20 protein-coding genes, 3 tRNA genes and 1 rRNA gene (1 of these 24 running past the window's edge) are annotated in these 18,954 nt (G+C 70.5%); 11 read left to right on the forward strand and 13 right to left on the reverse strand.

Going from position 1 to position 18,954, the window contains the following annotated elements:
• The first annotated feature begins 10 nt into the window (after nt 1-10).
• Together ACQP2X_RS00740 and ACQP2X_RS00745 are read left to right on the forward strand one after the other, a co-directional pair.
• Nucleotides 11-577: a hypothetical protein gene (locus ACQP2X_RS00740; RefSeq protein ID WP_498693656.1), complete on the forward strand. Its 567-nt coding sequence runs from the start codon at nt 11-13 to the stop codon at nt 575-577.
• Nucleotides 574-1,803, forward strand: coding sequence for a PrsW family intramembrane metalloprotease (locus ACQP2X_RS00745; RefSeq protein WP_498693658.1), 1,230 nt, complete (start codon nt 574-576; stop codon nt 1,801-1,803). The genes ACQP2X_RS00740 and ACQP2X_RS00745 overlap by 4 nt, the downstream gene beginning before the upstream one ends.
• Here the strand turns inward: ACQP2X_RS00745 and ACQP2X_RS00750 are convergent.
• On the reverse strand, nt 1,800-2,048 hold the full coding sequence (locus ACQP2X_RS00750) for a hypothetical protein (protein WP_498693659.1): 249 nt from the start codon (nt 2,046-2,048) through the stop codon (nt 1,800-1,802). The genes ACQP2X_RS00745 and ACQP2X_RS00750 overlap by 4 nt on opposite strands.
• Before the next feature lie 85 nt (nt 2,049-2,133).
• On the opposite strand from ACQP2X_RS00750, the gene ACQP2X_RS00755 reads away from it, so the two are divergent.
• Nucleotides 2,134-2,556, forward strand: a complete 423-nt coding sequence (locus ACQP2X_RS00755) for a PaaI family thioesterase (RefSeq protein WP_360248185.1) — start codon at nt 2,134-2,136, stop codon at nt 2,554-2,556.
• Nucleotides 2,557-2,607: 51 nt separating this feature from the next.
• The gene (locus tag ACQP2X_RS00760; RefSeq protein ID WP_498693661.1) at nt 2,608-3,000 is read left to right on the forward strand and encodes a hypothetical protein; all 393 of its coding nucleotides are present in this window, start codon (nt 2,608-2,610) and stop codon (nt 2,998-3,000) included.
• On the opposite strand, the gene ACQP2X_RS00765 is transcribed toward ACQP2X_RS00760, so the two are convergent.
• The 8 genes from ACQP2X_RS00765 to ACQP2X_RS00800 all read right to left on the reverse strand — a co-directional run bounded on the left by ACQP2X_RS00765 (nt 2,997) and on the right by ACQP2X_RS00800 (nt 8,892).
• Entirely contained in the window at nt 2,997-3,305 is a 309-nt protein-coding gene (locus ACQP2X_RS00765; protein WP_498693662.1) for a hypothetical protein, read from the reverse strand. The two genes, ACQP2X_RS00760 and ACQP2X_RS00765, sit on opposite strands and share 4 nt — an antisense overlap.
• A 1,080-nt stretch (nt 3,306-4,385) precedes the next feature.
• Nucleotides 4,386-4,462 (reverse strand) — tRNA-Phe (locus tag ACQP2X_RS00770).
• Nucleotides 4,463-4,472: 10 nt separating this feature from the next.
• Nucleotides 4,473-4,546, reverse strand: a tRNA-Asp gene (locus ACQP2X_RS00775).
• 64 nt (nt 4,547-4,610) lie between these two features.
• Nucleotides 4,611-4,683: transfer RNA gene (locus tag ACQP2X_RS00780), tRNA-Glu, on the reverse strand.
• A 148-nt stretch (nt 4,684-4,831) separates the two neighbouring features.
• Nucleotides 4,832-5,764: a MerR family transcriptional regulator gene (locus ACQP2X_RS00785; RefSeq protein ID WP_498693663.1), complete on the reverse strand. Its 933-nt coding sequence runs from the start codon at nt 5,762-5,764 to the stop codon at nt 4,832-4,834.
• Entirely contained in the window at nt 5,754-6,326 is a 573-nt protein-coding gene (gene idi / locus ACQP2X_RS00790) for an isopentenyl-diphosphate Delta-isomerase (RefSeq protein ID WP_498693665.1), read from the reverse strand. Before idi ends, ACQP2X_RS00785 begins: the two co-directional genes overlap by 11 nt.
• Nucleotides 6,323-7,795 (reverse strand): phytoene desaturase family protein, encoded by a 1,473-nt coding sequence (crtI, locus tag ACQP2X_RS00795; RefSeq protein WP_498693666.1) that lies wholly within the window; start codon nt 7,793-7,795, stop codon nt 6,323-6,325. Before crtI ends, idi begins: the two co-directional genes overlap by 4 nt.
• A gap of 8 nt (nt 7,796-7,803) precedes the next feature.
• On the reverse strand, nt 7,804-8,892 hold the full coding sequence (locus ACQP2X_RS00800) for a polyprenyl synthetase family protein (RefSeq protein ID WP_498693668.1): 1,089 nt from the start codon (nt 8,890-8,892) through the stop codon (nt 7,804-7,806).
• Nucleotides 8,893-8,956: 64 nt separating this feature from the next.
• On the opposite strand from ACQP2X_RS00800, the gene ACQP2X_RS00805 reads away from it, so the two are divergent.
• Both ACQP2X_RS00805 and ACQP2X_RS00810 read left to right on the forward strand, forming a co-directional pair.
• Nucleotides 8,957-9,844 (forward strand): phytoene/squalene synthase family protein, encoded by an 888-nt coding sequence (locus ACQP2X_RS00805; protein ID WP_498693670.1) that lies wholly within the window; start codon nt 8,957-8,959, stop codon nt 9,842-9,844.
• Entirely contained in the window at nt 9,844-11,163 is a 1,320-nt protein-coding gene (locus ACQP2X_RS00810) for a cryptochrome/photolyase family protein (protein ID WP_498693671.1), read from the forward strand. The genes ACQP2X_RS00805 and ACQP2X_RS00810 overlap by 1 nt, the downstream gene beginning before the upstream one ends.
• Nucleotides 11,164-11,274: 111 nt before the next feature.
• Here ACQP2X_RS00810 and ACQP2X_RS00815 read toward each other — a convergent pair whose 3' ends face one another.
• Nucleotides 11,275-12,438 (reverse strand): RNA polymerase sigma factor, encoded by a 1,164-nt coding sequence (locus ACQP2X_RS00815; RefSeq protein WP_498693672.1) that lies wholly within the window; start codon nt 12,436-12,438, stop codon nt 11,275-11,277.
• Entirely contained in the window at nt 12,429-12,797 is a 369-nt protein-coding gene (locus ACQP2X_RS00820; RefSeq protein ID WP_498693673.1) for a YciI family protein, read from the reverse strand. The genes ACQP2X_RS00815 and ACQP2X_RS00820 overlap by 10 nt, the downstream gene beginning before the upstream one ends.
• 92 nt (nt 12,798-12,889) lie before the next feature.
• Between ACQP2X_RS00820 and ACQP2X_RS00825 the strand changes: the two genes are divergently transcribed.
• On the forward strand, nt 12,890-13,312 hold the full coding sequence (locus tag ACQP2X_RS00825) for a nuclear transport factor 2 family protein (protein ID WP_498693674.1): 423 nt from the start codon (nt 12,890-12,892) through the stop codon (nt 13,310-13,312).
• A gap of 35 nt (nt 13,313-13,347) precedes the next feature.
• Nucleotides 13,348-14,337 (forward strand): trypsin-like serine peptidase, encoded by a 990-nt coding sequence (locus tag ACQP2X_RS00830; protein ID WP_498693676.1) that lies wholly within the window; start codon nt 13,348-13,350, stop codon nt 14,335-14,337.
• Nucleotides 14,338-14,347: 10 nt separating this feature from the next.
• On the opposite strand, the gene ACQP2X_RS00835 is transcribed toward ACQP2X_RS00830, so the two are convergent.
• Nucleotides 14,348-15,328, reverse strand: a complete 981-nt coding sequence (locus tag ACQP2X_RS00835; protein WP_498693678.1) for a serine hydrolase domain-containing protein — start codon at nt 15,326-15,328, stop codon at nt 14,348-14,350.
• Nucleotides 15,329-15,367: 39 nt separating this feature from the next.
• Here ACQP2X_RS00835 and ACQP2X_RS00840 point away from each other — a divergent pair, with 39 nt between their 5' ends.
• Complete coding sequence (locus tag ACQP2X_RS00840; protein ID WP_498693679.1) at nt 15,368-16,717, forward strand: dihydrolipoyl dehydrogenase family protein; 1,350 nt, start codon at nt 15,368-15,370, stop codon at nt 16,715-16,717.
• Here ACQP2X_RS00840 and ACQP2X_RS00845 read toward each other — a convergent pair.
• Nucleotides 16,697-17,521, reverse strand: a complete 825-nt coding sequence (locus ACQP2X_RS00845; protein WP_498693680.1) for an MEDS domain-containing protein — start codon at nt 17,519-17,521, stop codon at nt 16,697-16,699. The two genes, ACQP2X_RS00840 and ACQP2X_RS00845, sit on opposite strands and share 21 nt — an antisense overlap.
• A gap of 50 nt (nt 17,522-17,571) precedes the next feature.
• Here ACQP2X_RS00845 and ACQP2X_RS00850 point away from each other — a divergent pair, with 50 nt between their 5' ends.
• A complete protein-coding gene (locus ACQP2X_RS00850) occupies nt 17,572-18,411 on the forward strand; it encodes a Rieske (2Fe-2S) protein (protein WP_498693682.1) in 840 nt (279 codons plus the stop codon).
• Nucleotides 18,412-18,827: 416 nt separating this feature from the next.
• Nucleotides 18,828-18,954: ribosomal RNA gene (locus ACQP2X_RS00855) — 16S ribosomal RNA — on the forward strand (it continues 1,392 nt past the right edge of the window).

Raw genomic sequence — 18,954 nt, forward strand, 5'->3', positions numbered from 1 at the left:
GCGTTGGTCCATGGGGCGGATCACCCGGCGTGAGCTGATGAATCTCGTCGGCGCCGTGGGGGTCGTCGCCACCCTGGCCGGGCTCGCCTATGGACTGCCCGCCCTCGACCGGTCACTGCCGGCCCAGCGCGCGGTCAGCTCGGACGAGCCGTACCAGGTCGGCGCCGGAGTCAGCGTGGTGCCGCCGGCCGGAGCCACTATCGACGTCACCGAGACCCGGCCCGGCGAGAACGAGGGAACGGCGCTCTTCCGGCTCGGGCCGGTGCGGTACGCCATCGCCGTCCGCCCCTTTCGCGGCGACCTCCACGCGGCCGCCTCCCGCCTGCGTAAGCGCATCACCAACACCGCCGGTTACCAGGTGACCGGGGCCCAGCTCGCGGTCAGCACGGCCGGCGGGCTGGCCGGCGTCCAGGGTGGATATACGGCGCCCGGTCGCGGCGGTCGCTACGCGGTCTTCGTCGGCGACGGGCTCACCATCGAGGTCACCATCAGCGGGAACGACCTCGACCTGGGCCGCACGCTGCCGCAGATCGAGGCGAGCACCAGGACCCTGCGCCACGACGGGGAGAGCCGGTGACCGCGTCCGTCGTGCGGCCGGCGAGCGGCCGGATCCGCCTGTCGGCGCCCGCCTTCGGCATCGTGCTGGTGCTGCTCGGCGTCGGCGCGGTGCGGATGGCCTCGCTGGCCGGGAAGTTCGTCACGACGTACCCCCGGGCGACCTTGACCTCGGTGTTGCTCTTCGCCCTGCTGGCCGTGCCGTTCTGGCTGTTCCTCGCCGAGCTCGACTTCCTCGAGCGTGAGCCGATCCGGCTGCGGGTGATCGCGTTCGCCTGGGGCGGCCTGGTCGCCACGACGGTCTCCATCCCGGGCGGCGCGGCGCTGGAGAACCTGGTCGCGAAGCTCGGCTCGCCGCACCTCGCGGCCGACTGGGGAGCGGCCATCGCCGGGCCGACGGTCGAGGAGATCGCCAAGACGCTGGGCGTGGTGGCGATCGTGCTGATCGCCCGGTCCCAGGTCAACAGCGTGCTCGACGGTGTCGTCTACGGCGCCCTGGTCGGGCTCGGCTTCCAGATCGCCGAGGACATCGTCTTCGCGGTGGGCGCCGTCGCGCTGGCCGGGCAGGGTGATCAGATCCAGCCGGTGATCGCGACGTTCCTGCTGCGCGGATTTCTCTCCGGCGTCTGGAGCCACACCCTGTTCGGCGCCCTGGCCGGAGCCGGCGTCGGCTATCTGGTCGTCCGCCGCGACCCCGTACGCGCGATCCTGGCCGTCCTGGGGGCCTGGGCGGCCCACGTGCTCTGGAACTCGCCGCTGCTCACCGACGGCCTCGGCAACGGCGTGCTGGCGTTGCTGGGCGTGATCCTGCTCAAGGGCCTTCCACCGCTGCTGCTGGTCCTGCTGCTGGTGCGGCACCTGCACGACCGCGAGGCCGATTACTACGCCTCACGGCTGGCCACGCTGCGCGACCCCACGCTGATCACCAACGGCGAGCTCTCCGCCCTGCGGTCCGGCTCCGGCCGGGCCTCGGCCCGTCGACAGGCGAAAGGCCAGGCCAAAGCTTCCGTACGCCGGTTGCAGCGCGCCCAGGCGCGACTGGGCGTCGAACTGAGCCGCGACTCGACGACCGGAATCGGACACTGGTCGTCGGTGATCCGGTCGGAGCGGGCCGTGCTGGAGGGCCTGGGCCACCCGGAGGCGATCGCCGGGCCCACATCGTGGCGGCACACGGCGTCGACCGTGCTCACGACGGTGGTGGCGATCGCCGTCCTGTGGGTGGCCCTGTCCGCGCTGGGCGGCGCCTAAGGCGTGGGCGGCAGGCCTCCGTCGCCGTCCACGATCGTGTCGGGGTTGCCGTCCTCGTCCAGGTCGACCATGGTGATGTCGACCTTGCCGTCCCCGTCCGTGTCGAACTGGTAGAGGTCGGGCTTGCCGTCGCCGTCGGTGTCGGACACCCACACGTCGGTCTTGCCGTCGCCGTTCGCGTCCTGCGCGATGAGGTCGACGCGGTCGCTCCCGCGCGTCTCGACGATCTCCTGCGGCTCGCTCATGCGGATCTCCCCTTCGCCTTTTGGGAGAAGAGTAGGGCTCATGTCACAGCTCCGCGAGCCGGGTCACACCGGTACCGTGGATCGAATGGATATTGCTGCCGACAGCGTGCAGGACCTCCTCTCCGCCACCGGTGGCGGCGGGACCCTCGGCACGCGGATGGGCATCCAGCTCAGTGAGGCGTCGGCCGAGCGGGTCGTCGGCACCATGCCGGTCGAGGGCAACACCCAGCCGTACGGCCTGCTGCACGGCGGCGCGTCCTGCGTGCTGGCCGAGACGCTCGGCTCGGTGGGCGCGGTCATGCACGGCCAGAGCGTCGACCGGCCGTTCGCCGTGGGCGTCGACATCAACGCCACCCACCACAAGGCGGCCCGCTCCGGAGTCGTCACCGGCGTCGCCACCCCGGTGCACCGGGGACGCACGATGGCGACCTACGAAATCGTCATCACCGACGAGGGCGGCGACCGCGTGTGCACCGCGCGCATCACCTGTCTGCTGCGCGGAGCCTGACTTTTTGATGTCAGCGGGCGAACCTTGACCGATCCACGTACCTTTTCTCACGTGACCGAGGTTCCACAGCACGCCTTCGACGACGCGGCGCTCGTGCTCCAGCGTGCGCTGACCGGCGACAGTGATGCCGTGGTCGGCACGTTCGACGCCGTCGTCGACCGCGACGGCATCGTCGGCGCCTACGACGTGGCGTGGTGCCTGGCCGCCACGATGGTGGGACCTCAGATCCCCTCCGGCGGCGCCTGGACCCTCGACTTCCCCGGCATCGACGACGCGCGGTACGACAAGCGCTGGGTGGCCCGTTTCGTGAGCGCCTACGTCAACGGCGACATCCCGACCGGCGAGGCCCTGTTCGGCGCGGCGATCGCCGACGGCCAGCTGCCCGACTGCCTGCTGGCCCTGGCCGGCTCGACGGTGGCCACGCTGCGCCACCGGGCCGCCTAGTGCCCCTTGAGATATAAGGCCTTCGCGTACTGCGCGGCGGCGGCCTCGTTGTACATGGACGCCTGGCCCATGTAGTACTCCTGGTCGGCCCACGCGGCCTGCGCCTGCGCGGTGCCCTTCCAGCGGATGCTCGCGTCGACGTCGGACAGGCCACGGGCCCGGAACTGTTTACGCATGGCCATGCGCCCGGCCCGGAACTTCTCCTGAGCCTCCTCGGCCAGCCGCATGGCCTCGAAGGCCTTCTCGCTGAGGGCCTCGGCCATGGCCCAGGCCGCCTGCTCCGCCGCATTGGTGAAAGTCAGCACCGCGTTCCTCCTCGAACCGCTGCCCACCGATCTGGACACACTCTCGTCGAACGCGCGGCGCCCCATCAAGGCCCCGACCCCAGCCCGAATAAGCGCGAAATGCCCAGCCCAATCCCTCAACCGCCCGGCCCGGCGACCGATTCTGAACCTTCGCGGAAAGAGGAATCACCGAGAAGGCCCGTCACGGGCAGGGCTGGTGCCCGTAATCCTCGAGGCCTTCTCACCCGGTGCCCGCGGCGTCCCCCTGGCCGCGGGCACCGGTTCTCAGAGCCCCGCGACAGCCTTTCTTCGCCAACGACGGCTTGACGTGGCCGGACACCCGCACGAGGCCGCTGCCGTCACCGGTCCGGTAATGCCATTCGCTGCCGAGAATCGGGCCCGAGAAGGTTGTTCGGATCGGTGTCCTCATTTCGCACGACCACGCGGGTGAGCCCGAGCCCCGACGCCTTCAGCTTCCCAACGATCGCCGCGGCGGTAGCCGGCACAGCATCCTCGGACGCAACCGGCACAGCATCTTCGGACGCGGTCGGGGCAGCATCCTCGGACGCGGCCGGGCAGCCGCTGAGGTCGGCTCCGCGGGCGCGACCGAGGTCGGCGTGGGCTGCTGCTGGGCGGCCGGTTCGGCGTTGTTTCCGCAGCCGGCGGCGAGCAGCAGCGGAACCGAAGCCAGGACCAGGCGGGTGTTGAGGCGCGTCGTCGCACAGCAGTCAGCCCGCAACCAGCCGATTTCGGTTGGCCCGTTCGGAGCGCACCCGGGCGGCGCAGAACGCGGCGCGGAAAACCTCAACAAGGTCGGGGCGCGACCGATTCTGAACCTTCGCGGAAAGAGGGATCACCGAGGAGGCCGAGAGGAACCCCCGCACGGGCAGGGCTGGTGCCCGTGGTCCTCGAAACCTTCTCACCCCCGGTGCCCGCGGCCTCCCCCTGGCCGCGGGCACCGTCGCTTCCGGGTGGGGAAAGCGCCGAAGAGCGGACCCTCGCCGGCGTGGTGAGGGACGGCTGGCTCGAAAAGTCCCGGAAAGCAAAACGTCCACCGTGCGTTTCCGCAGGTGGACGATGCTCAGGGCCCGGCGAGAGGCCTGGTGGCCAGGGGCGGGGTCGAACCGCCGACCTTCCGATTTTCAGTCGGACGCTCGTACCAACTGAGCTACCTGGCCTTGGGTGTTGCGGTCCTGACGGGACTTGAACCCGCGACCTCCGCCTTGACAGGGCGGCGAGCACTCCAACTGCTCCACAGGACCTTGCTCTGTACTTCTTTTCCTACCGGCTGGTGCCTCGGCATACCTTACACTGCCGACTTACCAGTGCCCCCAACGGGATTCGAACCCGTGCTACCGCCTTGAAAGGGCGGCGTCCTGGGCCACTAGACGATGAGGGCAACTCCGCCAGTATTGCATGTTCACAATACTTTGCGGCGTAGACCCCAACCGGGCCCCGCTTGAGGCTTGGAAAGCATACGTGATCGACCGCCCCGGCTCCAAACCGGTATCCCGTTGGGGGTGGCCACCTTTCTGACCTGCGAAAATTCAGGTCCGGGCGGCCGCTGCGAGGGTTTGCACGGCCGAAGTCAGGTCAGTGAGCTGGACCACGTTGTCGGGCAGGGGGTGGGGCCAGCCAGGGCCCGCGGCGGCGGTCAGCAGCGGCGGGTGCGGCGAGTGGAGCACCTCGAGCAGCTGGTCCGGATCGCCGGTGCGGGGGGTCTGTGACCACAGCACGACCACCCTGGGGCCGGTGCGGGCGATCGCGTCGGCCAGGGCGTCCCTGGGCACCCGGCCGCCCAGCAGGCGGCTGGGTACGCCCGCCTCGGCCAGCGCGGCCGCCAGGGCCTCCAGCGGGAGCGTGTGCTGTTCCTCGTCGGCGGCGCTCAGGAGGATCTGCGGTGGGTGGTCTGTGGCGGGTGGGCGGGGCACCGCGCCGAGGACCTCGGTGACGGTTCGGGAGATCAGGTGTTCGACCTCCACGAAGCGCCTGGTGGCCTCGTAACGCTCGCCGATACCGATGAGGACGGGCATGGCGACGTGGTTCCAGGCTTCGACCACCCCGTTCTCAGCGATGGCGACCTGGAGGATGTCGCGCATCGCGGGGGCGTCCAGGCGCATGGCGGCCCGGGCCAGTCCGCGGGCGGGCGGCGATGCCGCGCCCAGGGGAATGGCCAGCCCGCCGCCATCGCGCCGGGGACCGGCGGGCGGATCATGAAAAGGCGCGTCGGCGAAGTCGGTGATGGTCAGCGAATCGACGCGCCGGGCCCACGCCGCGGCCTCGGCCGGGGCCACGCCCTGCGCGACGAGCCGCTGCATGACCTTCAGACGGTCCAGGTCGTGCTCGGTGTACCGCCGATGGTGCCCCGGCACGTGCGCGGACGGCCCGAGGCCGTACCGCTGATGCCAGGTCCTCAAGGTCGTGACCGCCACGCCCAGTCGACGGGCCACGGCCCCGGCGGTCAGTCCGTCAACGGCCACCCGACCGCTCCGATGACGGCGCGACGCCGAGATGTTCGGCCAGGCGGGTGGTCACTCCGAGAAGCCAGGGTGCGTACGACCGTGAGTCGCCACCGAGCTCGTCGAGGAGTGCCGGCACCGGGACCCACCGCAGGTCGCTGACCTCGGACGGGTCCGGCGCGGGCCGCGCACCGGCCGGCAGATCGCCCAGGAGCACGTGGTCGTACTCGTACTCGACCCGTCCGGTGGCCGGGTCCTCCGCGTAGTACGCGTACACCCCCACCTCGGTCAGCGGGACGGGCGGCAGGCCCAGCTCCTCGCCGAGGCGCCGGCCCGCGGCGACCGCGAGGTCCTCGCCCGGCGCCGGATGCCCGCAGCAGGTGTTGGCCCATCGGAGCGGGAAGCGTGTCTTCACCGCCGCCCGCTGTTGCAGCAGCACCTGCCCGGTCTCGTCCCGCAGGAACACCGAGAATGCCCGGTGCAACTGCCCGGGCGCGCGATGCGCCTGGTCGACTGTGGTCGAACCGAGCACCTCACCCTCGGTGTCGACCAGTTCGACCAGATGTGCCTCGCGCGCGGTCACGACGTGATCCTTCCGGCCGCCAGCTTTCCCGAGATCAGGACCATCGGCACGCCCACGCCCGGCTGTGTGCCCGAGCCCGTGAAGACCACGTTCGGCAGGGTCGGATGCAGGTTGGACGGCCGGAACGGCCCGGTCTGGGCGAACGTGTGCGCCGCCGCGAACGGGGTGCCGGCCGCCATGCCCTGGTCGAGCCAGTCGGCCGGTGTGATGATCCGCTGGACCTCGATGCCGTCGCCGAAGCCGACGTAGCCGCGCTGCTCCAGCGTCCGGATCAGCGACGAGGCGTACCGCTCGGCGAGATCGCCCCGCCAGTTCATCGGGCCGGCCTCGAGGTTGGGCGCGGGGGCGAGCACGTAGTACGTCTGCTTGCCGTCCGGCGCCGCCGTCGGATCGGTGTGGGTGGGGTTGGTCACCAGCAGCGACGGGTCGCTCATCAGCATGCCCTTGCGGATCACCTCGTCGAAGGTGCCGCGCCACTGATGTCCGAAGTGGATGTTGTGGTGGGCGATCTTGCTGTACGTCCGGTCGGAGCCGATGTGCAGCACCACGCAGGAGGGCGAGTACGTCAGACTGCGCTGCCGCCGGGGAGGCAGCAGGTCACGCGACGCGATCGGCAGGTCGGGGTTGAGGACGACCACGTCGGCCGGGATGCGCTCGCCGTCGGCGGTGATCACGCCGGTGGCCCGGCCGTGCGCCGTGGTGACCTCGGTGACCGTCGTGTCGTACCGGAACTCGACGCCGTGTTTCTCGGCCGCACCGGCCAGGGCCTTGGGGACGGCGTGCATGCCGCCCTTGGGGAAGTAGACGCCCGCGACCGAGTCGAGATAGGCGATGACCGCGTAGATGGCCATCGCGTCCTGGGGCGCCAGCCCGGCGTACATCGCCTGGAAGGAGAAGATCCTCTGGGTACGCGGATCGCGGAAGTACTGGTTGATCTTCGGCTGGAGCCGCCGGAAGCCGCCCAGGCCGAGCAGTTTCAGCAGGTTGAGGTTGACCAGGTCGACGGGGGTGTCGAGGTTGCGGTCGATGAAGTGGTCGCGTTCGAGCTTCCACAGCTGGCGCGCGAAGTCGACGAACCGCAGATATCCGTCGGCCTCACGGGGGCCGCAGACGCGGGAGATCTCGGCCGCCATCCGTACCGTGTCGGTCTTGACGTCCAACGTGGACCCGTCCGGGTAGTAGGCCCGGTAGGCGGGGTCGATCGGCGTCAGCTCGAGCCAGTCCGACAGCTTCTCGCCGACGGCCGCGAGGGGTTCCTCGATCAGCTCGGGCATGGTCAGCACGGTCGGCCCGGTGTCGAACTCGTACCCCTGAAGGCTCAGCCGCCCGGCCCGGCCGCCCGGCACCGCCTCGCGCTCGACGACCGTGACCTGACGGCCGGCCGCGGCCAGATGGAGGGCGCAGGCGAGGCCGGCCAGGCCGGCGCCGACGATGACCACCCGCTCGGTGGGGCCAGTGACGGTTCGCATGGGGGACATCATGCCGGTCGGTGCGTGGCCCGCACCGCAAGCTCGATGAGGGCGGCACGCGCGTCCTCGTGGAGGGGAGCGCCGGCCAGCGCGGCGATGCCGTCGGCGACCCGCTCCTGGATCATCGCCTCGAGGCGGGCGGGAGCGCCCGTCTCGGCGATCACCTGCGCTTTTCGGGTAAGCCCGCCGGAGCCGTCGGCGGGGTTGACGGCTCCGGCGGGGTCGAGGGCCTCTCGCTGTGCGGGAGAGGCGAGGCGGCGGGCCAGCATCAGCAGGGCTGTCGGCTTGCCCGACCGCAGATCGTCACCGGCGGGCTTGCCGGTGACCGAGGGGTCGCCGTAGACGCCGAGCAGGTCGTCGCGCAGCTGGAACGCCTCACCGACGGTGAGGCCGTACTGTCCGTACGCCAGATCGATCTCGGGGTGTGCGAGCCCGGAGAGGGCGAGGCCGAATTGCAGGGGGCGCTGGATCGTGTAGCTGGCGGTCTTGTGCCGGGCCACGAGCAGCGCGCGCTCGACCGACCACGAGTCGGGCTCGGCCTCACCGAGCACGTCGAGATATTGCCCGGCGATCGCTTCGACCCGCATCCGGTCGTAGACGGCCCGCACGCCCTGCGGCGCCCGGGCCCGCGCCAGCAGCTGATCGGCCCAGACCAGGCAGAGGTCGCCGATCAGGATCGCGGCGGCGGAACCGAACCGCTCGCCGTTGCGCTGGCCGAAGATGCGGTGGGCCGTGGGCCGGCCGCGGCGAGTGTCCGATTCGTCCATGACGTCGTCGTGGACCAGAGCGAACGTGTGCATGAGCTCGAGCGCCGCGAACGCCGGCAGCACGGGCTCGATCGGCTCGTCCGGCCCGACGGCGCCGCGCCAGCCCCAGTAGGCGAAGACGGGCCGCAGGCGCTTGCCGCCGGCGAGCACCAGGTCACGAGCCGTGCGGGCGAAGCCGCCGAGCTCCGGGTCGATGGCGTCGAGCGAAGCGGTCTGCATGGCCAGAAAGTCGGCCAGCGTGCCCTGGATCGCGTGGATGAGCGAGTGGGGGGTGGCGCCCTGGCGGGGTATCCCGCGGTGCCTGTTTCCCTCGAGCGTGTCGTTGGCCACGAGATTTACCGTACCCTAGCCTCAGGGTTGCGTCGATTCGTGCGTCGATTTGGTGGGAGAAAAAGTGGATCAAGATCTGGCCGCGTCGTATGAACGTTGTCGCGAACTACACAAAAAGCACGGCCGCACCTACTACCTGGCGACCCGGCTCCTGCCCGCCTGGAAGCGCCGCCATGTGCACGCCCTCTACGGCTTCACCCGCTACGCCGACGAGATCGTCGACCGCACCGAGGACCTGCCGCCGGTCGAGCGGACCGCGCTGCTGACCGAATGGTCCGACCTGTTCGTGGCCGGCCTGCGCGGCGAGCCGGTCGACGATCCGCTGCTGCCGGCCGTGCTGCACACCATCGCCGTCTTCGACCTCGACGTGGACGATTTCGCGACGTTCCTGCGCTGCATGGCGATGGATCTCACGGTTACGTCGTACGCGACGTACGACGACCTGCTCGATTACATGGAGGGCTCGGCCGCCGTGATCGGCACGATGATGCTGCCGATCCTCGGGTCGAGCGATCCGGTCGCCGCCCGCGAGCCGGCCCGCCAGCTCGGCTTCGCCTTCCAGCTGACGAACTTCATCCGCGACGTCGCCGAGGACCTCGACCGCGGCCGCGTCTATCTGCCCGAGTCGCACCTCTCCGAGTTCGGCGTCACCCGCCGCACGCTGGAGAAACGCCAATCGACACCGGCCGTCAAAGCGTTGATCAAGCACGAGATCGAACGCGCCCGGGAGCACTACGCGGCGGCCGCGCCGGGCATCCCGATGCTCGAACCGGCCTCGCAGGCGTGCATGCGCACGGCGTTCGCCCTGTACGGCGGCATCCTGGCCGAGATCGAGGCGGCCGACTACGACGTCTTCTCGGGCCGGGCCACCGTGCCCAACCGGCGCCGGGCCGGAGTCGCCGTGCGCAGCCTGCTGACCCGCCCCGGCACCCCCGTGCAACTGGTCGCCTGATGCGGACCGCCGTCGTTCTGTTCACCCGCGACCTGCGGGTGCACGACAACCCCGCACTGGCCGCCGCGTGCGCCGCCGCCGAGCGGGTGGTGCCGCTCTTCGTGCTCGATCCCGCCCTGGGCAAGCTCTCCCCGAACCGGACGCGCTTTCTGCACCAGACCCTGGCCGACCTGCGCCGGACGCTGCGGGCCCGCGGCGGCGACCTGGTCGTCCGCATGGGCGATCCGGTGGCCGAGGCGATCGAGGTGGCCCGCTCGGTCGGCGCCGAGGGCATCGGCATGGCGGCCGACGTCAGCGGCTACGCCCGCCGCCGCGAGGAGCGGCTGCGCCGCGAGTGCGAACGGCACCGGATCGCCCTGCGGCTCTTCCCCGGCCTGACCGTGGTCGATCCGGGAGCGCTGCGCCCGGGCGGCGGTGGACAGGCGTACCGCGTCTTCTCGCCGTATTTCCGCGTCTGGCAGACGGCGCAGTGGCGCGACGAGGTGGCGGCGCCCGAGAAGATCACGCTGCCGCACGGTGTCGCGGTCGGGCGCCTGCCGTCGCTGCCCGACGGCGAGTCGCCCGGCGCCGCCGAGGGCGGGGAGACCGAGGCGCGGCGCCGGCTTTCGACGTGGTTGCGCCATCTGGAGCCGTACGCCGACCTGCACGACGACATGCCGGCCGACGGGACGAGCCGGCTCAGCCCGTACCTGCGCTTCGGATGTCTGTCGCCGCTCGAACTGGCCAACGCCGCGCGCGAGAACGAGCCGTACGTCCGGCAGCTGTGCTGGCGTGACTTCTACTACCAGGTCACGCTGGCCTTCCCGGAGATCTCGGTGAAGCCGATGCGCCCGGCCGCCGACTCATCATGGCGGGATGATCCGGACGCCCTCCAGCACTGGAAGGATGGCCTCACCGGCGTGCCGATCGTGGACGCCGGGATGCGCCAGCTCCGGGCGGAGGGATGGATGCACAACCGGGCCCGCCTGATCACCGCGGCCTTCCTGACCAAGCATCTCGGCCTCGACTGGAGGCCGGGAGTGCAGTGGTTCTTCCGGTGGCTGCTCGACGGGGACGTGCCCAACAATTCCGGCAATTGGCAGTGGGTCGCCGGCACCGGCAACGACACCCGGCCCTACCGCCGTTTCAATCCGATCCGCCAGGCGGAGCGTTTCGACCCGTCGGGCGTGTACGTTCGTCGCTACGTACCGGAGCTCAAGGGAATCGAGGGCGTGGCCGTCCACCAGCCGTGGCGGTTGCCGGCGGACGTGCGCCGCGGCCTCGACTATCCAGGGCCGCTCGAGTCACACCGGGACGAGGCGGTCTGGCTGCGGCCGTGAACCCCCGCCCGGTACGCCCGGGCGGGTAAAAGCGGAGCCCGCCGGCCCGGTTGCGTCCGTCATAACGTCAAGGCCGGCGGGCCCCGCCCTTCTTACCGCCGTGGCCCCTTTTCATGCCTCGCAGTTCCGCAGACGCGAGGCCCGCGACTCCAGATAGCGCCGTTCGGGCAGGCTCAAAGTCTTACGGGCGGCTTCCTCGTACGCCTTCTCGGCCGCCACAAGATCACCAGCCTTCTCCAGCAGATGCGCGCGGACCGCCGCCACCCGGTGATGGTCGAGCGAGAGCTCCTCCAGCGCGCGCAGGGCGACGAGCGGCCCGTCCACCTCGGCCAGGGCCACGATCCGGTTCAGGGTGACCATCGGACCGGGCGCGAGCACGTCGAGCAGGCGGTAGAGCTCGAGGATCTGCGGCCAGTCGGTGTCCTCGGCCCGGGCCGCCTCGGCGTGGACGGCGGCGATGGCCGCCTGGACCTGGAACGGGCCGACGGCGGTCTCCCGCAGCGCCGCGGTGATCAGGCGGATGCCCTCGCCGATCGCCGCGCGGTCCCATTTCGCCCGGTCCTGCTCGGCCAGCGGCACGAGGGCGCCGTCGTCGGTCCGGGCCGGCCGGCGGGCGTCGGTGAGCAGCATCAGCGCGAGCAGTCCGGTGACCTCGCCGTCGTCCGGCAGCCGCGCGTGCAGCTGCCGTGTCAGGCGGATGGCCTCGGTGCTCAGCTCGACCCGTTGCAGCTCCGGGCCCGCGCTCGCCGTGTGCCCCTCATTGAAGATCAGATAAAGCACTTGGCGTACGGCCTCAGGACTGCCCTCGACGAACCGGGCGCCGGTCTCCTTGATGCGCCGTTTGGCCCGGCTGATCCGCTGCCCGACCGTGCTCTCCGGAATCAGCAGAGCCCGGGCGATCTCGGCCGTGGTGAGCCCGCCGACCGCCCGCAACGTGAGCGCTATCTGCGACGAGGGCGCCAGCTTCGGGTGGCAGCAGAGCAGGAGCAGCGTGAGCTCGTCGTCACCGCGTACCACCGGAAGCGGATCGGGAGGCAGAGCCTCCCGCCGGCGCCGGGCCTGATCACTGCGCAGCGTCTCGACGCGGCGCCGCGACGCCACCCGGATGAGCCAGGCCCGCGGATCGTCGGGAACCCCCTCGGCCGGCCACTGCCTGGCCGCCGCCAGCAGCGCCTCCTGCACGGCGTCCTCGCAGGCGTCGAAGTCGCCGTAGCGCCGCACCACCGCGCCCAGCACCTGAGGCGCGGCAGTGCGGAGAACGCCCTCTATTCCCATGCGCTCATGTCGAGGATCGGCCGCACCTCGACCTCGGTGTTCGCGGCGTCCGGCACCTTGGCCGCCCAGGCGGTCGCCTCCTCCAGGCTGCCCACGTCGATCAGGTAGAAGCCGGCCAGATGCTCCTTGACCTCGGCGTACGGACCGTCGGAGACGATCGTCTCCCCACCGCGCACCGACACCCACTTGGCCAGCGACGGATCGGCCAGCCCTTCGGAGGCGACATGCACGCCCGCCTCCCGCATCTCCGCGTTCAGGTTCAGGTGTCCCTTGCCGAACGCCGTGCGGTCGTCGTCGGACATCTTGTCCCAGACGGCCAGGCTGCGCGGGTTCGACTGAATCAGGATCAGATATTTCATCGCTCGTCTCCTCTCGTCCTCGCCCAGGATGTCGAAACCACGGCACCGGCTTCGACGTCTCCGACGAGATTTCTTCCTTCAAGGAGGCCCACATGCAAGAGATCCGCGAGGTCATCGAGCGCCGCGCCGCCCTGCTCCAGGCCGGCGACGTCAAGGCGATGCTGGCCTACTCGGCCCCCGAGGTGGTCGAGTTCAGCCTGGCTCCACCACTGAGCACGCGCGTGGACACCACCGACCCCACGCCGACCGAGCGGTGGCTGGCCACGTTCGAGGCTCCGCCCCGCCGTGAGGTGACCCAGCTCGAGATCACCGCCGACGGCGACGTCGCGTTCGCCACCAGCATCGACTCGATGACGGCCACCCCGAAGGGCAGCACCGAGCCGTTCACCCTCTGGTACCGGGTCACCCTGGGCCTGCGCCGCGTCGACGGCCGCTGGCTGGTGACCCACGAGCACGAGTCGGTCCCGTTCCACATGGACGCCGAGATGCGGGCCGCCATCGATCTCGCGCCTTAGCGGCGGGCTGGTCCGCATCTTGCTGCCCACGGGGCATGAGAAACGGACTCGGTGTTCGAGCCGGGCAGGAAACCGAGATCTTCCTGCCCGACGAACGCGACCTCGTCAGGAACACCCTGCGGACACCGTTCCGCTTCGTCTGCTGCCTCGGCTGGGAGGTGGCGGACCCCCACACCGGCGACCGGCTCCTCGTGCGAGGGTCGGGAACCCTCATCGGGGAACGTCACGTGCTGACCGCCGCCCACAACGTTCTCGAGGACTACTCGAACCGCACCGCGCTGCCCATGCGCTACTTCTGGTCGGCCAACATGCAGGTCGCGCCGGCCCGGAACGACCGGGCGCTGCTCGGCAACGCCTCCACGGTCCGGACGATGCGCGTTTCTCCTCTGTGGCGGGCGGCGGCGAACCGGCAGGCCCGAAATGGCAACACCCGGCGCGTCTTCGGCCCCGCTCCGGGTGATTTCGCCCTTCTGACGTTGGACGCACCGCTCGGCTCGCGTTTCCCTCCGGTGGTCACGATGCAGTTGCCGCCCCCGCCGCTGGGCTGGTGGGGCCATCCGCGCTTCGGCGGCAACACCCGTATCCGGGCCTACGACGCCGACCTGCTCCGGCGGCTGCGCCGGGAGAACGTCCTCGTCAACCACGTGGGCTACCCGGTCGACAAGTGCCGGGACCGGCCCGCGCGCGGACCCGCGACGCCGGCCGATCTCGCCGCCTGCACCGGCCACATCCCCGACATGCCGGAGTGGCTCGATCGGGGATCGACGCAGTGGCTCTCCACCGGCCGGCTGCTCGACCCGGCGCGGATGACCTTCGACCTGGACGCGGCTCAGGGGCAGAGCGGCGGCCCGGTGTGGCTGAACTGGGAGGGCCACCGCAACCTCGTCGCCGTGTTCACCGGTGGCTCTCCGCGCGACGTCGCACCCTTCGACATCGTCGCCAACCAGGGCGTCCGCATCACCGAGCCGATCCTGCGGCAGCTGCGGGCGTGGATGCGCGCCGATCGTGCCGAGCCGGGATTCTGACCTTTGGTGATCAGAGGTCGTGCAGGGCCTGCTCGACGCGGTCGACGGCGGCGAAGTCGCCCAGGCGCCGGGTGACGTAACCGATGGCCAGGTCGCGAGCCGGGTCGTACCAGCCGGCCGAGCCTCCCGTGCCACCGTGCCCCCAGCTGCCGTCGGGCTCGAACTGGACGCCGTAACCCCAGGTCACCTCCTCGCCGATGAACAGGTCGGGTCCCGTGTACTGCGGCACGGGCAGGTCGGCGGCCGAAAAAGCGTAGAAGCGCGCGATGGCGGTCGCCGTGGTGTGCAGGTTCACGGCCGGGATCGTCGCCTGGCGCCAGAGCGGACTGTTCACCACATCCACGTCGAAAGCGCCCGGCGGGTTGGCCAGCATCGACGAGCGCGCCAGCGTCGCCGCGAGCCAGTCCGGCGACGAATATTCGAGCTCGGCGCAGCGGGCCTGCTCGGCCGGGGTCAGGGCATAGAGCAGGTCAGGACCGCATTCTTCCCGTACGAACCGAGCGGGCGACCGGCCATCGACGCGGCGGACCAGTTCGCCGAGCAGATGGCCGTACGTCAACGCGTGCTCCCCGGCCACCGATCCCGGCTCCCACGAGGGCGTGGCCGCGGCCAGATCGGCGCAGAGCAGATCCCAGTCGGCCCAGGCCGACACCGGGCGCGGGATCGGGAACGACGCCAGCCCCGCGGTGTGGCAGAGCACTTGGCGTACCGAAACCGCGGCCTGGAAGGACGGCCAGTAAGCGGACATCGGTTTGTCCAGATCGATGCCGAGCCGCAGGACAGCCGCGGCGATGACCGGCTTCCCGGTCGAATAGACATCGACCAGCGTGCCCGCCGTCCAGGGCTGGGTGCGGGCCGCGTCCCGCCAGCCCTCGTAGATCTCGACCACCGGTTCGCCATGCCGGAGAACGGTCAAAGCGGAACCGCCCCGGGGGTCGGTGGCGAACGCCGTGGCGACGGCCTCGAAACCTGATGCGATCAAGCCCTCCATCCGGGGCACGGTAACGCGCGCAGATGCTTAGGTGGAGCCATGGGCGAGATTGAGGTCGACGTGGTCGTCATGGGGCTGGGAGTCGGCGGCGAGGAGGCCGCGGGCCGCCTGGCCGCGGCCGGGCTGAACGTCGTGGGGGTGGAGAACACACTGGTCGGCGGCGAGTGCCCGTACTGGGGGTGTGTGCCGACGAAGATGATGGTGCGGGCCGGGTCGGCGATCGCCGAGGCGTGGCGCATCCCGGGGCTGGCCGGGGTCGCGACCGTCACCCCGGACTGGCAGCCGGTGGCCAAGCGCATCCGCGAGGCCGCCACCGACGACTGGAACGACAAGGTCGCGGTCGACCGGTTCACCGGCAAGGGCGGGCATTTCGTGCGAGGCACGGCCGAGGCCGTCGGACCGAACAAGATCCAGGTCAACGACCAGGTGTACGCCGCCACGCGCGGCATCGTGATCGCCACCGGCACGTCGGCCGTGATCCCGCCGATCGACGGGCTGGCCGGCACGCCGTACTGGACCAACCGCGACGTCGTCGAACTCGAGGTGCTGCCCGCGACGCTGCTGGTGCTCGGCGGTGGCGCCATCGGGGTCGAGCTGGCCCAGGTGCTGGCCCGGTTCGGCGTCCAGGTGACGATCATCGAGGGCAGCGCCCGGCTGCTCGCCATGGAGGAGCCGGAGTCGTCCGAGGTGGCGGCGAAGGCCCTGGCCGCCGACGGGGTGACGATCCGGACCGGCGTCCACGCGACCCAGGTCTCCTACGACGACGGCTTCACCGTCTCGCTCGACGACGGCTCGACCCTCACCGGCGAGAAAATGCTGGTCGCGACCGGCCGGGCGGCCCGCCTGGCCGGCCTCGAGGCGCTGGGCGTCGACACGTCGGCGCGCTTCGTGAAAACCGACGAATGGATGCGCGCCGCCGACAAGGTCTGGGCCGTCGGCGACGTCACCGGCAACGGGGCCTTCACCCACATGGCGATGTACGAGGCCGACATCGCGGTCCGCGACATCCTCGGCCAGGGTGGCCCGGCCGCCGACTACCGGGCCAAGCCGCGGGTCACCTTCATCGATCCCGAGATCGGCGCGGTCGGCCTCACCGAGAAGCAGGCCCGCGACGCCGGCCTGGACGTGCGGGTCGGACATGTGCCCCTGTCGTCGACGTCCCGCGGTTTCATCCACGGGCCCGGCAACGACGGCTTCATCAAGCTCGTCGCGGCCGGCGGCGTGATCGTCGGCGCCACCACGGCCGGGCCGTCGGGCGGGGAGATGATCGGCGCGCTGTCGGTCGCCGTGCACGCCTCCGTTCCGGTGTCCACACTGCACAGCACCATCTGGGCCTACCCGACGTTCCACCGTGGAATCGGATCGGCGCTAGAAGGGCTTCTCCAGTAACCGCAGATTCGGCACGCCGTGCGCCCCGGCCAGCCGGAGCGCACGGCCGGTCCGGCGGTCGCCGACCACGATCATGTGCCGGTTGCGGGGCAGGCCGGAGGCCGCCCGCACGATCACGGCGGCCGCGTCGTCGTCCAGACGGCGCAGGTGACCGAGGTTGAGATGCACATCCGGATCGAGCCGCACGGCCTCGGCCAGCGCGTCCCGCAGCGCACCGGCCCCGCCGGCATCGAGCTCGCCGGCGACCCGCACGCCCGGCGGAACGTGCTGGCGGCAGATCCGTAGCGTCGCGTCCTCGTGGTAGACGGTGGCGGTCACCGTTCTCGGGTGCGTCCGGGAGGCGTACGCCAAAGTGACCGAATCGAACGCTTCCCGGTCGTATTCGCAGATGGCGGTGATGCCGCCGTCGGCGAACAGCTTGGCCACCTCGTTCTCGAAGACGAGCAACTGCTCGGCCCCGGCCTGCGGGCGGGCAGCCCAGCACATGTCGAGGGTGACCCGCAGACCGTGCGGGGAACGGTCGCGCTCCGCCGCGAGACGCCGCACCATGATCGACGCGTCCGGTGAGGCGCCGCTGGCCCAGAGGTCAGCGGCGGGCCGGATCTCCTCCTCGTCCGGAACGCCCCGGAGTCGCAGATCGTGGTGAAGATCGTCCACGCTGAGCGCGTCGGTGAAGCAGAGGATCCGCTCACCCCGCTGAACGCCGGCGGTCACGAAGGCGGCCAGCAGATCGAGCCGCTCCTCCGTGTCGCTGAAGGTCAGGCACGCGTGATCACCCGCCGTCAGCCTGTCCACCGCCGTCATGAATGGCTGGTACCCCGTTTCACCCGTCCTCTATCGGGAACCGCCTCTGCATGCAGATCCTCAACCGGCTCGAAGAGAACCGCCGCCTCGATCCCGTGGTGGAGAAGCTCCAGGCCGCCGTGACCGCCGCGGTCAGACCGCAGCGACTCCGCGACCTGCTGCACGGCACGTGGCTGGGTCATCCCCTGCACCCGGTGCTGGTGCAGGTGCCGGTGGGTGCGTTCATCTCGTCCGCGATCCTCGATCTGCTGCCGGGGACCCGCAAGGCGGCGACCACGCTGGTCGGCGTCGGGGTGGCGAGCGCGCCGCCGGCGATAGCGGCGGGCTGGCTCGACTGGTCTCAGATGACGAAAGACCGTCAGCGCCTGGGCCTCGTGCACGCCTCGGCCAACGCCGTCGCGGTCGGTCTCTACGCGGCCTCGCTGGTGGCCCGCCTGCGCGGGCGGTCCGGGCGGGCGCTGAGCTTCGCCGGTCTGTCGGTGGCTGGGCTGGGTGCCTACCTCGGGGGTCATTTGTCGTACGCCCGTGGCGCGGGCGTCAATCAGGCGATGCCGGCGTTGATGCGGATCCCTTCCTCGCCGGTCGTGGTCGGTTCGCTCGCCTCGATGCCGGAGGGAAAGCCCTTCGTACGGAACGTCGGGGACGTGCCCGTGCTCTTCTACCGCCTGGGCGACCAGGTGACCGCGATGATCGAGGCCTGCGGGCACGAGACGGGGCCGCTCGGTGAGGGCGATGTCGTGGGGTCGGGAGAGTCGGCGTGTGTGGTGTGCCCGTGGCACGGGAGTGTCTTCAGGCTTACCGACGGTGGTGTCGTGCACGGACCGGCCGCCAGTGATCAGCCGCTGCTGCGCGTCGAGGTGTCCGGCGGAGTGGTCTCGGTGCGTGTTTAGCTGCGCTGACCTGCGCATACGTGAGACAGTGGTACCCGATTTGGCGGCCCGGGAACGAGCCTGTAATGTTTTGCGAGCCGGCAGGGAAACGGGCGAGGCAAGCGGAGAGATTCGCTTGACGGCCGTCCTGCCAAATCCTTCGAACTGCTGATCGCAGCAATGCTGCGCGCTTCAGGGCGGGGGAGGCAAGCTAGGGCAGATCGGCACCAACCGGGAGATACCGGTTGACACGGCCAGGAAGACCTAGTAAAGTTGAGCGAGTGCCCCGGGGCGGTTAACCGGGTAGCGGTTGTTCTTTGAGAACTCAACAGGGTGCTTGATAAGCCAGTGCCAAGAAGAATTACCCCCGGACCTTCGGGTCTGGAAATTCCTTTGGCAACACTTATTTGTTGCCGGGATTCGCTTTTCCAAAGTTTTTGTTGGAGAGTTTGATCCTGGCTCAGGACGAACGCTGGCGGCGTGCTTAACACATGCAAGTCGAGCGGAAAGGCCCTTCGGGGTACTCGAGCGGCGAACGGGTGAGTAACACGTGAGTAACCTGCC

It is taken from the genome of Actinoplanes sp. CA-131856, from assembly GCF_050956135.1.
In the GTDB taxonomy this organism is placed as follows: domain Bacteria; phylum Actinomycetota; class Actinomycetes; order Mycobacteriales; family Micromonosporaceae; genus Actinoplanes.

Excerpts from the sequence above, each read along its gene's own strand:
- ACQP2X_RS00740 (WP_498693656.1), top strand. The coding sequence starts at position 11 with ATGGGGCGGATCACCCGGCGTGAGCTGATGAATCTCGTCGGCGCCGTG.
- ACQP2X_RS00750 (WP_498693659.1), bottom strand. The coding sequence starts at position 2,048 with ATGAGCGAGCCGCAGGAGATCGTCGAGACGCGCGGGAGCGACCGCGTC.
- ACQP2X_RS00755 (WP_360248185.1), top strand. The coding sequence starts at position 2,134 with ATGGATATTGCTGCCGACAGCGTGCAGGACCTCCTCTCCGCCACCGGT.
- crtI (WP_498693666.1), bottom strand. The coding sequence starts at position 7,795 with ATGCGAACCGTCACTGGCCCCACCGAGCGGGTGGTCATCGTCGGCGCC.
- ACQP2X_RS00810 (WP_498693671.1), top strand. The coding sequence starts at position 9,844 with ATGCGGACCGCCGTCGTTCTGTTCACCCGCGACCTGCGGGTGCACGAC.
- ACQP2X_RS00815 (WP_498693672.1), bottom strand. The coding sequence starts at position 12,438 with ATGGGAATAGAGGGCGTTCTCCGCACTGCCGCGCCTCAGGTGCTGGGC.
- ACQP2X_RS00820 (WP_498693673.1), bottom strand. The coding sequence starts at position 12,797 with ATGAAATATCTGATCCTGATTCAGTCGAACCCGCGCAGCCTGGCCGTC.
- ACQP2X_RS00825 (WP_498693674.1), top strand. The coding sequence starts at position 12,890 with ATGCAAGAGATCCGCGAGGTCATCGAGCGCCGCGCCGCCCTGCTCCAG.
- ACQP2X_RS00830 (WP_498693676.1), top strand. The coding sequence starts at position 13,348 with ATGAGAAACGGACTCGGTGTTCGAGCCGGGCAGGAAACCGAGATCTTC.
- ACQP2X_RS00835 (WP_498693678.1), bottom strand. The coding sequence starts at position 15,328 with ATGGAGGGCTTGATCGCATCAGGTTTCGAGGCCGTCGCCACGGCGTTC.
- ACQP2X_RS00840 (WP_498693679.1), top strand. The coding sequence starts at position 15,368 with ATGGGCGAGATTGAGGTCGACGTGGTCGTCATGGGGCTGGGAGTCGGC.
- ACQP2X_RS00845 (WP_498693680.1), bottom strand. The coding sequence starts at position 17,521 with ATGACGGCGGTGGACAGGCTGACGGCGGGTGATCACGCGTGCCTGACC.
- ACQP2X_RS00850 (WP_498693682.1), top strand. The coding sequence starts at position 17,572 with ATGCAGATCCTCAACCGGCTCGAAGAGAACCGCCGCCTCGATCCCGTG.